Origin of the sequence: Antiquaquibacter oligotrophicus (assembly GCF_020535405.1) — a bacterium.
In the GTDB taxonomy this organism is placed as follows: Bacteria; Actinomycetota; Actinomycetes; order Actinomycetales; family Microbacteriaceae; genus Rhodoglobus; species Rhodoglobus oligotrophicus.
On record NZ_CP085036.1, the window covers coordinates 2,882,995 to 2,895,552 of the forward strand.

Here is a 12,558-nt window from a genome sequence, read left to right on the forward strand (position 1 = left end):
GACACGATCCTAGATTCGGCCCTGTGGGCGACCGTGATCCTTTGATTCTTCCTACGAGGTGGGTTCGCTCGGCCGCTCGGCGTTTTGGTCGGCCTCGACAAAGGCTTGCGCGATTACCTGTGCTGTTGCCGCAATCTGCCAGGGTCGCGCGCCAAGCTCCTCGAGTGCGAGCCCCACGGCTTCGGGCGTCACGGCCGTTGGCGGTGTCCATGCGACCCGGCGCAGGGTCTCCGGCGTCAGGAGATTCTCGACGGGAAGCGACATCTCCGTCGCGATCGTCGTAACCGCGAGGCGGGCTTTCTTGAGCCGGGCATCCGCGACCGGGTTCTTCTCCGCCCACACCCGGGGTGGGGGGACGCTGTCACCTTGGACACGAAGGGCGGGGAGGTCTGTGGTCGTTACTCCAGCCTGGATCGCATTCCACCAGCGGTCGATCTGAGAGCGGCTGGCTCGTCCGGTGAACTCTTTCATTCCCGCGAGTTGACGTTTGCTCTCCGGCAACACTCGAGCTACTGCTGACAGGGCTGAGTCGGGAACGAGCCGCCCGGGTGCCGTATCGATCTCTCGTGCGTAGGCGTCGCGTGCGATCCATAATTCACGAGCGACAGCGAGATTTCGCTGACCTCGGACCGTGTGGAGCCCGCCAAGGCGGCGCCATGGCTCGGCACGCGTGATGACGAGGTCGCGACCGAGGACCGACTGGAACTCCTGCGCGGCAATCTCGGACTTTCCGGCCTCGGAGAGGATGTCATCCAATTTGTCGCGCACATCGACGAGCAACTCGACGTCGAGAGCGGCGTACACCAGCCACGATTGGGGGAGCGGGCGAGTGGACCAATCCGCGGCCGAGTGCTCCTTGGCAAGGTGGATGCCCAGCAGCTCTTCAACGACAGTGCCGAGGCCGACGCGAGGCATACCCGCGAGTCGAGCTGCGAGTTCGGTATCGAAAATTCGGCGAGGGTCCAGCCCAACTTCACGAAGACAGGTCAGATCCTGGCTTGCGGCATGGAGTACCCACTCCTCATCGATGATCGCCTCGTTGAGTTCGGAGAAGTCGCCGATCGCTGGGGGATCGAAGAGGAACGTGCCCGATCCACGGCGGAAGACCTGAATGAGATAAGCGCGCTGGGAGTAGCGGTAGCCGGATGCGCGTTCTGCATCGATCGCGATCGGTCCGTGACCTTGTCGGATTGTGTCCACGGCCTCGAGATATCTTTCGCGGTCTGCGATGACGTCGACGAACTCGTGCTCGGCCTGAACGGGTACCTCTGCCCGCTCCGTTGCGGGCGTCTCCTCCGGACTACTCACGTCCTACTCGGCGGGCAGACAACAGACTCACTCCCTCAACGGCCGGCGGTAGGCCGGCAAGCATGCACAACAGGTCACCCCAGCTTTCCACATGCGACGCAACGAGTTCGTCCGCGGGTGTCCATGACGCACGTATTTCGACCTGGGCACCGTCACCCTGGGCTGCGAGCTCGCCGAATCCCGTGGACAGGATGCGCGTGGCCGTGCCCGATGCGGCGCTATACGCCGCGCCGCGATTGTCGAGAGCGTCGATGAGCCACGACCATGCGACTTCAGCGAGGAAGGGATCGACCCCCATCTCGGTCTCGAGCGGGGCCTGCACGTAGCAGATTACGCGGAACACTCCGCCCCATGCCTCCGGTGCCGATGGGTCGTAGAGGAGCACAAACCGGCCGGTCCCCATGTCAGAATCGGCGCCGTGCCGAGCCGGTTTAACGTCCGCGGCAAGCGCGAAAGACCACGGAGCGAGAGTGCTGGGGGCAGGGATCTCCGAGAGCAGGAGTTCTGGCCGGAGTTCGGCCGAACGAATGGCCTCGATCGCACCAGCGAAGGGTCGCGGAGACTGCGGAGACTCAGACACAAGTGAAGATTATGCTTGCAGCCAATGCAAAGCTCTGAGGCACGCCGGTCGTCGTCACTGCGGAGGGGATCGTCGTCACTGCGGAGGGGATCGTTGTCACCGCGGGTGTCATTCCTTCGCGGTGCCTTGGTCGCCGGGGTGGTCCTCGGTGCGGTCGGGGTGGTTGCCGCGGCGAGCGCTGCGGCCGTTGCCGTGTACTTCGCCCGTCGCATAGTGACCCCGCCGCGGCGTCCTGCCGAAGACCAGGCAATTGTCTCTGCCGATTCCTCGACTGTGCTGCTCACACGATCTCCCGACTCCCAGGTGCCGGGCCGATACAGTCTGTTTTTCGACGATACGCGTGGCCACGCGCGGATCGGAGCGATTGTCGAGCACACGCAATCCACGGTTCGCCGTGAGGTCATCACCGTTGATCGCGGGAATCTGAGTCTGGCGCGTCGAGGGCGGATCAGCGGGTGGTTTTATCTCGGGCCGGAAGAGTTCGGCCTCCCGTGGAGTGACGTCGACATTCCCACGGATCTGGGTCCAGCACCCGCGTGGTTGATCCCGGCACCCGACGAATCGACGCGCTGGGCGATCCACGTTCATGGTCGCGCAGTCCGCCGGGAAGAGACCCTCCGTTCCGTGCCGACGTTTCACAATGCTGGCTACTCATCGTTGTTGATCTCGTATCGCAACGATGGCGATGCTCCACGATCGCCGGACCACCGATACGGGCTCGGAACGACGGAGTGGAGGGATGTCGACGCCGCGATACGGTTCGCCTTAGCTCGCGGTGCCCGGGAGATCGTCCTCGTGGGGTGGTCGATGGGTGGGGCTACGGTCCTCCAAACGCTCACACGATCCACGCTGGCAAGCTTCATCACCGGCATCGTGCTCGATTCGCCCGTGATCGACTGGGTGACGACTCTGCAGTTTCAGGGGATCGAGAATAGGTTGCCACCGCTCGTTCGCGCTGGCGCGATAGGGCTCCTTCGCGAGACATGGGGTGGTGTTCTCACGGGCCAGGCGCAGCCGCTCGATCTCCATGGGCTCGATCTTGTGGCACGCGCCGACGAACTCACGTCACCGATCTTGCTCTTTCATAGTGAGGACGACGGCTACGTGCCTGTTACGGCATCGGATGCACTGGCCGAAGCGCGGCCTGACATCGTTACCTACGAGCGCTTTTCTGTGGCGAGGCACACGAAGCTCTGGAACTACGACGCCCCCCGGTGGGAGGGAGCGATCAGTCGTTGGTTGAACGACCTCGCGTGAGCCACCGCGCAAAAACGAAATCGTCGTCGTCGATCACGAGCTGTTCGAGGGACAAGGGATGCTCGCCAACGCCGGTGGCAGCAAAACCCGTGGGCGACGCATCCCGAAGTACCGGACTCGTGGTGATGCACAGCTCGTCGACGAGGCCCTCGTGCACGAGAAGAGAGGCGAGAGTCGGTCCGCCCTCGCAGACGATCGACCGGTAACCAGCCGATCGCGCCGCCGACACGATGTCGACGCCACGGAGGGTGGTTTCCTCGGTCGGGACCGAGAGCACCTCGGCTCCGGGGAGAGAAGTTGCAACCCTGTCCGTCGCCGATTCTGGGCAGATCACGGTTACTGCCGATGGGTCAGAAAGTTGATGCCCGTCTAGGTTGCCGCTCGACGTGACGATCGCGAGGCGAGAGGAGCGCGGCAACTGGTAGCCCTCCGCTCGCACCGACTGCGCGCCCGCGAGAATCAGGTCGCCCAGCTGCCGTATCACGCCGAGTATGCGGCGGTCGGTGGGGCTGGACAGCGACGTCGACGTGTGGTCGGAGCCCGTCGCGTTGCCGCTGATACCGAGGACGAGGTTGATCCTCAGCCAGTCGTGCGTCGGGGGCCGATACCACTCGAGTAGCCGATCGCGCGAGTCCGCGGCATCCGTATCGATTTGCTCGGTCGGAGCCGGATGCACGCGCGTGAGGATCACGCGTCGATCTTCTCTCGCACCTGGCGTTTGGTTCGACCAAGAAGTGCTGTCATACCCCTGATCCGCAGAGGGCTCACGGCTTGAGTGAGACCGATGGTGTCCGGGTAGTCGTCGGGAACGGCGAGTACTTGTTCCGCGCTCAATCCCGCCAGCCCCTGCACCAGGATCGAGGCGAAGCCGCGAGTCGTCGGTGCTTCACGAGGCGCGGTGGCGAAGAGATGCACGATCCGGTTGTCGTCGACCTCGACGAAAATGAACACGGGGGACTGGCACTCCTCAACACGTTCGAGGAGATCCGGATGCTCGGCATAGCGGCCGGGAAGCTCAGGAAGCTCGTTGGCGAATTCCAAGAGCAACTGCAGGCGGTCTCGAACCTCGAGCGACAGGAACTCCTCGCGGATTGCCGCCAGTTGCGCCGGTAATGGGTCAGTCACGGCTTCACCCTACTTCGAGGAGGGAACCTCACCCGGTTCTACGCCCTTAACGATGGGAACACGCACCGCCGATCCCCACTCTGTCCATGAGCCGTCGTAGTTGCGTACCTTCTCGAAGCCGAGGAGGTGCTTCAACACAAACCACGTGTGACTCGACCGCTCACCGATGCGGCAGTAGGCGACGATGTCGTCGCCCTCGTTGAGGCCCGCACCCGTGCGGTAGATCTCGTCGAGTTCAGCGACGGCGCGGAACGTGCCATCGTCAGCAACGGCCTTGGCCCAGGGAACGTTCTGCGCGCTGGGGATGTGTCCCGCGCGCAGGGCGCCTTCCTCCGGGTATGCGGGGGCCGTCGTGCGCTCACCGCTGTATTCCTCCGGCGATCGAACGTCGACGAGCGGGTTGCCGAGGTGGGCGAGAACGTCGTCTTTGTAGGCACGGATGCCCGAGTCGTCGCGCTCGACGACGGGATAGTCGACCGGTGCAGGAGTGGGTACCTCCGTCGTGTACGGGCGGCCCTCCGCCTCCCACTTCGCGCGGCCACCGTCGAGCAGTCGGACATCCTCGTGGCCGAAGAGGCTGAACACCCAGAGCGCGTACGCCGCCCACCAGTTGTTTTTGTCACCGTAAATGACGACGGTTGTGTCACGTGAGATGCCGCGAGATCCGAGGAGCTCCGAGAATCCCTGGCCGTCGATGTAGTCGCGCTGGACCGGGTCATTGAGGTCGGTGTGCCAGTCGATCTTCACTGCCCCCGGGATGTGGCCGGTCTCGTACAACAGCACATCCTCGTCTGACTCGACGACAACGAGCCCGGGTGTGCCCAGGTGCTCCTGCAGCCACTCCGTTGTGACGAGGCGTTCCGGGTGCGCGAACTGCGCGAGTTGCGGTGCGGGATCGAGTTCGACGGCCATGGTGACTCCGGATCTGTCGTGGAAGAACGAGCGCTAGTCTTGGAGCGCCCGCTGTCGAATCTACGCGTCCCTGACCGAGCATTCAGCGGTGCCTGTAAGAGTTCGACACAATGACTTGCACCGGCTCGGCCACGCCGATCGGTGGGACCGGACCCAACCCATGACTGTGCCGCATCAGACGGCTCCCACGCGTCTCGTCGACCGGCTACCCGAACTCTCGGGCGACCAGATGGTTGCCCAGCTTGTACCTCCGCCGCAGTTCGCCGGGGCGACTCTCGAGTCCTACCGACCGGATCGCGACTATCCCTCCCAGGGAGCCGCGGTCGCGGCCGTGCGTGCCTTCGCGACGGGCGGTGGCGCCGGCGGCGGGCTTTTCAGCAGGCGTAAGCCAGTGGCCAAGCCCGGAATCTACCTCGATGGCGGCTTCGGGGTCGGCAAGACCCATTTGCTCGCGGCCCTGTGGAGCATGGTGAAAGGGCGTAAGTACTTCGGGACGTTCATCGAGTACACCTCTCTCGTCGGAGCGCTGGGATACGCCCGAGCCGTCGAACTCTTTCGGGGTGCCTCCCTGTTGTGCATCGACGAGTTCGAGCTGGACGACCCGGGGGACACTCGCCTTATGGCGAGGCTGCTAGGGGAGCTCGTCGCATCCGGAACTCGCATCGCGGCGACGTCGAACACTCCGCCCAATGCACTCGGGGAGGGTCGATTCGCCGCGCAGGACTTCTTGAGGGAGATCGATTCCCTCGCGGCGAAGTTCGAGACGTTGCGTATCGATGGACTGGACTACCGCCGCCGGTCGACGGATGCCCACGCCACAGTCTCGGCGGATGTCTCTGAAGATCTCGCCGCGGTGAGCGGCGCGACGACCCTCGACGACTTCACGGAGTTGCTCGCCCACCTGGCGCGTGTGCACCCCTCACGTTATGTCGCGCTCGTTGACGGGCTCTCCGCGATCGGCCTGACGGGAGTGCACGAACTGACAAGTCAGACGGATGCTTTGCGCTTCGTTGCCTTCGTCGACCGCCTCTACGACGCGCAGGTCCGTGTCATCGCGGACGGTGTTGCATTGGATGCGATCTTCCCCGAAGAAATGCTCTCCGGCGGATACCGCAAGAAGTATCTGCGGGCAACGTCCCGCTTAGTGGCGCTCACCAATATCGACGCTTAACTCACAGCACCTCGGCCGGTCCGCGAAACACAGTGTTTACATTTCGCCCTTTCGCGTAACAGAACCGAAACACCCGAGGCACATCGGGCGAAACCTCTCGTGACCAAACTGGTCGGCGTACCCGAGGTGAGATCCCGCCTATGGACCCAACGGTGCATCCTTCGCAGCAACAAAGAGAGGTACACACATGGATCAGGGCAACACCGCCTTCATTCTCCTGGCAGCAGCACTCGTGCTGTTGATGACCCCAGGCCTGGCATTCTTCTACGGCGGCCTCGTCAAGGCGAAGAGCGTCATCAGCATGATGATGATGAGCTTCGGTGCGATCGGCCTCATTGGAGTTCTTTGGGCGATCTACGGTTACGCGATCGCATTCCCGGGTGCTGAGGGGACACTCTTCCCCTGGGCGATCGACACCGGTGCGATCGGCCTTGCGAACGTGCTTGAGGCGCCCGAGGGGGCAGCATTCCCGCCGCTCGCCTTTGTCGCATTCCAGGCGACCTTCGCAATCATCACCGTCGCTCTCGTCTCCGGCGCCATCGCCGACCGCGCAAAGTTCGGCGCGTGGATGGTCTTCGCAGGCATCTGGGCGACGCTCGTGTACTTCCCGGTTGCGAGCTGGGTGTTCAACTTCGGCCTCGCTGAGGAGGGCGGATTCGCGTACGGCGGCTGGACCACGCATGGTCTGCAGGAGGTCTTCGGTCTCGGCGTCATCGACTTCGCCGGTGGTACCGCGGTGCACATCAACGCCGGTGCTGCGGCCCTGGCGCTCGCACTCGTCCTTGGCAAGCGTGTTGGTTTCGCCAAGGGTGCACACGTGCCGCACAACCCGCCGTTCGTTCTTCTCGGTGCTGGCCTCCTGTGGTTCGGATGGTTCGGTTTCAACGCCGGCTCCGAGCTTGCTGCCGACAACACTGCCGCGCTGGCATTCGTGAACACGATCGTCGCGCCCGCCGCTGCTCTGCTTGCCTGGCTCGTCGTGGAGAAGATCCGCGACGGCAAGCCGACGTCGATCGGCGCCGCTTCCGGTGCGGTTGCGGGTCTCGTCGCCATCACCCCCGCGTGTGGTTCGCTGACCCCGATGTGGGCGATCCTCCTTGGTGTCATCGCCGGTGCCGTCTGTGCCCTGGCCATTGACCTCAAGTTCAAGCTCGGCTTCGACGACTCGCTCGACGTTGTGGGTATCCACCTCGTCGGTGGACTCATCGGAACCCTGTACCTCGGCTTCTTCGCGACCGGCACCGGCATCTTCACCGGTGGAGACGGAACGCAGCTTCTGGTTCAGGCGATCGCGGCTCTCGCTGTGCTCGTGTACTCCTTCGTGCTCGCCTTCATCATCGGCTTCGTGATCGAGAAGACGATGGGCTTCCGCGTCAAGAACGAGGACGAGATCGCTGGCATCGACACCGTGGTTCACGGCGAAGAGGGCTACGTCCTCGCCGACACCAAGTAACTCAGCACAGCGCTGACACGAGAGGGTGTCGCTCCACGGAGCGGCACCCTCTCTGCGTGTCCAGAGCCAATGACGGGTAGCGTGAGCACACGATGAACAACGCGCAGTTGGTTCTCCCGGCATCCCTCGCTCTCATCGCCGTTCTCGCGAGTCTTGCCGTCGTGTACGCGCGCTTCGCTCCCGCCCGGTCGACAGGGTTCAGCATGACCGTATCGGCTCTCACAGCGGCGTTGGGGGCGGCAGCGTGGTTGTCCATCGCTCCGCTGGTTGCCCCCGGAGTTGTCTCGAGTCCGCTCTATGTGCCCATCGGACTTCTCGGCGCCATCGCCACCATGATCGCGTCGCTAGCTGTGCGATCGGGGAGTGGTTCTCTCATCACCACAAGCATCTTCGCCCTGTCGTGGGCGATCCTCGTGTCGGTTCCCGTCGAGATGGTCACCTTCTTCACGGGCCTCGGGGGTGTGGTGGCACTGGATTATGGTGGCTCGCTCATCATGAACGTCGCAGCTGGGGCTGCGGTCGCGGGTGTCCTCCTCATCGGGGTATCCCGGCCTCGGGGCCTCCGCGCGATCGTGCTCCCGCAAGCCTGGGTGGTCGTGGCCGTTGTCGTTCTCATGGTGGGGTGGATCGGCTGGCTCGTGGCGGGCGAACTCGCCATTGACGATCTGTCCACGGCCATATTGGTCAACGGTGCCCTGGGGGTGGCTGGTGGCGTGACGGGGTGGCTCGCCGTGCAGCGAATGAGTCATCAGAGCACAACCTGGGGAGGCTTGCTCGCGGGAGTGACAAGTGGACTCATTGCCGTGACGGCCGGGGCGCCCATCATTTCGCCGCTCGCCGCAGTCTCGTTCGGCATGCTCGCCGGGGGAGCAGCATGTATCGCGACTGTTCGCTGGATCAGCGTGACGCGTCAACCCCAGTGGTACTTGGTGGGTTCCCACCTGATCGCAGGCGCGGTTGGCGTTGTGCTCATCGGCATCCTCGCCAGTGGCACTGGCTTCGTTTTCACCGGCCAGATCCTGCCGGTTCAGAATCAGCTATTCGGAAGCATCGCCGTTGCCGCCTACTCCGGTGTCGTGGCCATGCTGCTGTGGTTGGGTCTCCGGACCGGCGAGAGGGCGATCATCCGCCGTCGCGAGGGCCACTGACTCACCGAGTGCCTCGCGTGCCAGGAGCGTGGCTCCTGCCACCGCGGCCGGCATCATGATGACCGCGCCGAACGGCACGAGGAAAGATATGTACGTCGCTGCGCCGAATCCGACCGTTCGCGCGCGGCGCTGCCTTAGTGCTGCGCGCCTGGCCCCGAACGTCATCCCGCGGCCGTCGAAGGCGAAACCCGTGAGTTCGAGCGCGAGAAACCAACCGCCAGCCAGGGCGCCCACAACGGGGGCGAGGATCGGCCCGACGAGCGGAATTGCTCCCACCACGAGCAGCAGGATGCCGAGCCCAACGGTCGGCACCGCCAGGCGGAGTCCGCCGAGAATCCCTCTCCACAGCCCCGTCCAAAAACCCACCGGGCTGCTCGGGACGGCACCGAATCGGCGTTCGACGTGAGTCCAGATCTTTTCGTAGAAGACGCTCCCGACCGCGAGCGTGAGTGTGGTGAACGCGTAGATGGCGATGAGGACGGCCGCCGCCAAAAGGGCCGCGCCTGCGAGCACACGAACACCGGTGAGAAAGGGCTCATCCCAGGTGTCTGCGAAGGGGGTGATGGCGGATGCCAATCCCTCGAGGTTCACTCCGAGCGCAATGATTCCGATTCCGAGGGCTGCACCGACTATGAGGGCGGGGAGCATCCCCAGCACCATGAGCCTCGGCGCGGTCGCCCACACCCGCAGGCCGCGGAAGAGAAAACCGATCCCGGAGGCGAAGTCCCGGAGGACTCCTCGCCGTTGCTCGACCTTCGCCACGGCACTCAGACTATGTGCTCTCGAAGCCGGAGGAGGGATGATCTGGTGGGCGATACCGGACTCGAACCGATGACCTCTTCCGTGTGAAGGAAGCGCGCTACCAACTGCGCCAATCGCCCGCGGCCTCAATCTTGCCACAACTTCACGACCCGCCCGTCACACGAATTGGCAGTGCCCGCCGTCATCGGCTACAGTCGTCTAGCACCCAGCAATGAGTGCAGTGCGGATGTGGCGCAGTGGTAGCGCATCACCTTGCCAAGGTGAGGGTCGCGAGTTCGAATCTCGTCATCCGCTCGGAGTGAATCAGGTAACGACCCTCGGGTACCGGGCCTGAAACACACACGGTGGCGTGGCCGAGAGGCGAGGCAACGGCCTGCAAAGCCGTGTACACGGGTTCGAATCCCGTCGCCACCTCGGAGATGCTCCTGCATCTTCCACCTCGGAACCAGATCCGAAAAACTCTGGGCGATTGGCGCAGCGGTAGCGCGCTTCCCTGACACGGAAGAGGTCACTGGTTCGATCCCAGTATCGCCCACCACAACATGACTCCCGCAGTACGCCTCGTGAGTGCTCGCACGGTGGATAGCTCTGCTAGCGTCAACGTCAGGGGACTTCGGGGGCACTTCACCGTCGTGAGTGGAGTGAAATGCCCCGTCGTACCCGTAGACGTCGCCTTGCAGTCAAAATCGCGCTAGGTGCCGTCGGCACGCTGGCTGTCGCTGGTCTCGTAGGTGTTGCCGTTTTCGGCTCTGCGCATCGCGTCCCTGCGCCCGAGCCGTCCCCCACGGACGCACAGACGACGCGCACCGGGTACACGTTCGGCGGTGCGACCTCGACGCACGTTTTCACCGAAGAGGAGGGCATCCTTCCTTTCATCCAGCGCATGCCCCTGCAGATCACCCAGGACGCCACACGTTTTCGTGTTCATGTCGCCAATCAGAACCTCCGGCTCGACGAGGCCATCCCGGGGGAGGTCAGACTCGGCGGCATCTGGATCGCACCTGACGAGGTTGACCCACGGGCGACGGACAATGAGCCGAGCGGAGTGCTCAGTGAGCTTCCGGTCCGCATCATGTCTCCGATGCTCCTTGTCGACGGCGAGGAGTACGTGGGACCGTGGATCGACTCAAACCGCTACGAGCTGGATGCCGAGAGGTTTCACCTGCTGTCGATGGCGGCCGCCTTCGACGGTACGCAGCCGGTCGTCACCACGTTCTCAGGCTCCTGGATCTCTGGCGGTGCCGATTCGGTTGCCGAGGCTACGAGGCCCGGTGAATGGGGCAATGGGATCAGTCTTCTCGACATCTGGATCGAGTTCGACTACGAAGGGCGCGCTCCGACCTTGCTCGTCTACGGCAGTTCCCTCTCAACACCCGGCAATGGGGGAGAGGCTCCCACCTACGGAGAACCCGACGCGTGGCCGGGACGGTGGGCTCGGCTTGCCGACGGGGTGGCGCTGAACAGCGCAGTCTCGATGGGCACGATCGATCACTACGTCGACGACAACCGTCTCACCCGTCGTTTCGCCGAGTTCGCTACCGACGCTGTTGTGCTCTGGACGGCTTCGAACAGCCTCGGCAGAGGGGACCCGTTCGACCAGGTCCGGGATGACACCCAAGCAACGGTCGATCGGCTGCGTGTTGCCCATCCCGAGGCGAAGATCGTCATCGCGACGGAGCCTGGCCGCAACGACTTCGTCATCCCCGATGAGTACTACCAGGATCGCCTGCGCTACAACGAGTGGGTGCGCTCTCTTCCGGACGGCGTTGACGGCTTCGTCGACCTCGATGTGCTTCTGAGTGACCCCGCCGACAACCATCTGTTGTCACAGGAGTACGATTCCGGAGATCTCGTGCATCTCAACGAGTCGGGGCACATCGCTGTTGCGGAGGCAGTTGACGAGGTCTTGCTCGAACTAGGAGTGTACTGATCGGGGAGGCGGATGCCGTGTTGATTTCCGTCCACGTGCATCCCGGGTCACGCCGGCCCGGCGTCGGAGGCGAGCACGCTGGAGCGCTTGTGGTTCGCGTCGCCGAACGAGCGGTCGACGGACGGGCAACTCGCGCGGTCGAGGCGGCGCTGGCGAGCGCTTTCGGGGTCAGGCTCTCCGACGTTCACCTCGCTCACGGCGCACGAAGTCGTGAGAAGCGCTTCGAGGTGATCGGCGCAAGTGAAGCGCGTCTCACCGAGCTCTTGACCGCGTGACGAAGGGTGTGCCGCGCGCTACTAAAGTTGTTGCGTGAGTAAGACCGGATTCGACCTCTTCACCGACCGATGAGTACTACCAGGATCGCCTGCGCTACAACGAGTGGGTGCGCTCTCTTCCGGACGGCGTTGACGGCTTCGTCGACCTCGATGTGCTTCTGAGTGACCCCGCCGACAACCATCTGTTGTCACAGGAGTACGATTCCGGAGATCTCGTGCATCTCAACGAGTCGGGGCACATCGCTGTTGCGGAGGCAGTTGACGAGGTCTTGCTCGAACTAGGAGTGTACTGATCGGGGAGGCGGATGCCGTGTTGATTTCCGTCCACGTGCATCCCGGGTCACGCCGGCCCGGCGTCGGAGGCGAGCACGCTGGAGCGCTTGTGGTTCGCGTCGCCGAACGAGCGGTCGACGGACGGGCAACTCGCGCGGTCGAGGCGGCGCTGGCGAGCGCTTTCGGGGTCAGGCTCTCCGACGTTCACCTCGCTCACGGCGCACGAAGTCGTGAGAAGCGCTTCGAGGTGATCGGCGCAAGTGAAGCGCGTCTCACCGAGCTCTTGACCGCGTGACGAAGGGTGTGCCGCGCGCTACTAAAGTTGTTGCGTGAGTAAGACCGGATTCGACCTCTTCACCGACCG

The 12,558-nt window shown here is 63.9% G+C and carries 14 protein-coding genes and 4 tRNA genes; 11 read left to right on the plus strand and 7 right to left on the minus strand.

The features are described from left to right. Positions 1–51 precede the first annotated feature (51 nt). Positions 52–1,308 carry an HRDC domain-containing protein gene (locus LH407_RS14100; RefSeq protein WP_407650590.1) on the minus strand — a complete coding sequence of 419 codons (1,257 nt, stop codon included), beginning with the start codon at positions 1,306–1,308 and terminating at the stop codon, positions 52–54. Continuing rightward, positions 1,301–1,888, minus strand: a complete 588-nt coding sequence (locus tag LH407_RS14105) for a DUF3000 domain-containing protein (RefSeq protein WP_322133349.1) — start codon at positions 1,886–1,888, stop codon at positions 1,301–1,303. Before LH407_RS14105 ends, LH407_RS14100 begins: the two co-directional genes overlap by 8 nt. 105 nt (positions 1,889–1,993) lie before the next feature. On the opposite strand from LH407_RS14105, the gene LH407_RS14110 reads away from it, so the two are divergent. Further along, positions 1,994–3,145, plus strand: coding sequence for an alpha/beta hydrolase family protein (locus tag LH407_RS14110; RefSeq protein ID WP_322133348.1), 1,152 nt, complete (start codon positions 1,994–1,996; stop codon positions 3,143–3,145). On the opposite strand, the gene LH407_RS14115 is transcribed toward LH407_RS14110, so the two are convergent. Genes LH407_RS14115 through LH407_RS14125 form a run of 3 tightly spaced genes read right to left on the minus strand, consistent with a single transcriptional unit; the run spans position 3,117 to position 5,182 of the window. Further along, positions 3,117–3,836 carry a dihydrofolate reductase family protein gene (locus tag LH407_RS14115; RefSeq protein ID WP_322133347.1) on the minus strand — a complete coding sequence of 240 codons (720 nt, stop codon included), beginning with the start codon at positions 3,834–3,836 and terminating at the stop codon, positions 3,117–3,119. The genes LH407_RS14110 and LH407_RS14115 overlap by 29 nt on opposite strands. Beyond that, positions 3,833–4,270, minus strand: coding sequence for a SufE family protein (locus tag LH407_RS14120; protein WP_322133346.1), 438 nt, complete (start codon positions 4,268–4,270; stop codon positions 3,833–3,835). The genes LH407_RS14115 and LH407_RS14120 overlap by 4 nt, the downstream gene beginning before the upstream one ends. 9 nt (positions 4,271–4,279) lie before the next feature. Beyond that, positions 4,280–5,182 carry a sulfurtransferase gene (locus tag LH407_RS14125; protein ID WP_322133345.1) on the minus strand — a complete coding sequence of 301 codons (903 nt, stop codon included), beginning with the start codon at positions 5,180–5,182 and terminating at the stop codon, positions 4,280–4,282. A gap of 160 nt (positions 5,183–5,342) precedes the next feature. Between LH407_RS14125 and zapE the strand changes: the two genes are divergently transcribed. The 3 genes from zapE to LH407_RS14140 all read left to right on the plus strand — a co-directional run bounded on the left by zapE (position 5,343) and on the right by LH407_RS14140 (position 8,954). Further along, positions 5,343–6,353 (plus strand): cell division protein ZapE, encoded by a 1,011-nt coding sequence (gene zapE, locus LH407_RS14130; protein WP_322133344.1) that lies wholly within the window; start codon positions 5,343–5,345, stop codon positions 6,351–6,353. A gap of 187 nt (positions 6,354–6,540) precedes the next feature. Continuing rightward, positions 6,541–7,806 carry an ammonium transporter gene (locus LH407_RS14135; protein ID WP_322133343.1) on the plus strand — a complete coding sequence of 422 codons (1,266 nt, stop codon included), beginning with the start codon at positions 6,541–6,543 and terminating at the stop codon, positions 7,804–7,806. A gap of 92 nt (positions 7,807–7,898) precedes the next feature. Next, positions 7,899–8,954 carry a hypothetical protein gene (locus tag LH407_RS14140; protein WP_322133342.1) on the plus strand — a complete coding sequence of 352 codons (1,056 nt, stop codon included), beginning with the start codon at positions 7,899–7,901 and terminating at the stop codon, positions 8,952–8,954. Here LH407_RS14140 and LH407_RS14145 read toward each other — a convergent pair. Together LH407_RS14145 and LH407_RS14150 are read right to left on the minus strand one after the other, a co-directional pair. Continuing rightward, positions 8,844–9,716 (minus strand): EI24 domain-containing protein, encoded by an 873-nt coding sequence (locus LH407_RS14145; RefSeq protein WP_322133341.1) that lies wholly within the window; start codon positions 9,714–9,716, stop codon positions 8,844–8,846. The genes LH407_RS14140 and LH407_RS14145 overlap by 111 nt on opposite strands. A gap of 43 nt (positions 9,717–9,759) precedes the next feature. Beyond that, a tRNA-Val gene (locus LH407_RS14150) sits at positions 9,760–9,835 on the minus strand. Positions 9,836–9,938: 103 nt separating this feature from the next. Here LH407_RS14150 and LH407_RS14155 point away from each other — a divergent pair. The 7 genes from LH407_RS14155 (at position 9,939) to LH407_RS14185 (ending at position 12,489) form a co-directional block, all read left to right on the plus strand. Continuing rightward, positions 9,939–10,010, plus strand: a tRNA-Gly gene (locus tag LH407_RS14155). Between the two features lie 49 nt (positions 10,011–10,059). Continuing rightward, positions 10,060–10,130: transfer RNA gene (locus LH407_RS14160), tRNA-Cys, on the plus strand. 49 nt (positions 10,131–10,179) lie between these two features. Beyond that, positions 10,180–10,254, plus strand: a tRNA-Val gene (locus LH407_RS14165). Positions 10,255–10,362: 108 nt separating this feature from the next. After that, positions 10,363–11,646: an SGNH/GDSL hydrolase family protein gene (locus LH407_RS14170; protein ID WP_322133340.1), complete on the plus strand. Its 1,284-nt coding sequence runs from the start codon at positions 10,363–10,365 to the stop codon at positions 11,644–11,646. Positions 11,647–11,663: 17 nt separating this feature from the next. Next, positions 11,664–11,921 (plus strand): DUF167 domain-containing protein, encoded by a 258-nt coding sequence (locus tag LH407_RS14175; RefSeq protein ID WP_322133338.1) that lies wholly within the window; start codon positions 11,664–11,666, stop codon positions 11,919–11,921. Between the two features lie 107 nt (positions 11,922–12,028). Beyond that, entirely contained in the window at positions 12,029–12,214 is a 186-nt protein-coding gene (locus LH407_RS14180; RefSeq protein WP_322133339.1) for an SGNH/GDSL hydrolase family protein, read from the plus strand. Between the two features lie 17 nt (positions 12,215–12,231). After that, a complete protein-coding gene (locus tag LH407_RS14185; RefSeq protein WP_322133338.1) occupies positions 12,232–12,489 on the plus strand; it encodes a DUF167 domain-containing protein in 258 nt (85 codons plus the stop codon). The last annotated feature ends 69 nt before the right edge of the window (positions 12,490–12,558 follow it).

Coding starts and splice junctions, on each gene's coding strand:
- LH407_RS14125 (WP_322133345.1), bottom strand. CDS start 5,182: ATGGCCGTCGAACTCGATCCCGCACCGCAACTCGCGCAGTTCGCGCAC.
- zapE (WP_322133344.1), top strand. CDS start 5,343: ATGACTGTGCCGCATCAGACGGCTCCCACGCGTCTCGTCGACCGGCTA.
- LH407_RS14135 (WP_322133343.1), top strand. CDS start 6,541: ATGGATCAGGGCAACACCGCCTTCATTCTCCTGGCAGCAGCACTCGTG.
- LH407_RS14140 (WP_322133342.1), top strand. CDS start 7,899: ATGAACAACGCGCAGTTGGTTCTCCCGGCATCCCTCGCTCTCATCGCC.
- LH407_RS14170 (WP_322133340.1), top strand. CDS start 10,363: ATGCCCCGTCGTACCCGTAGACGTCGCCTTGCAGTCAAAATCGCGCTA.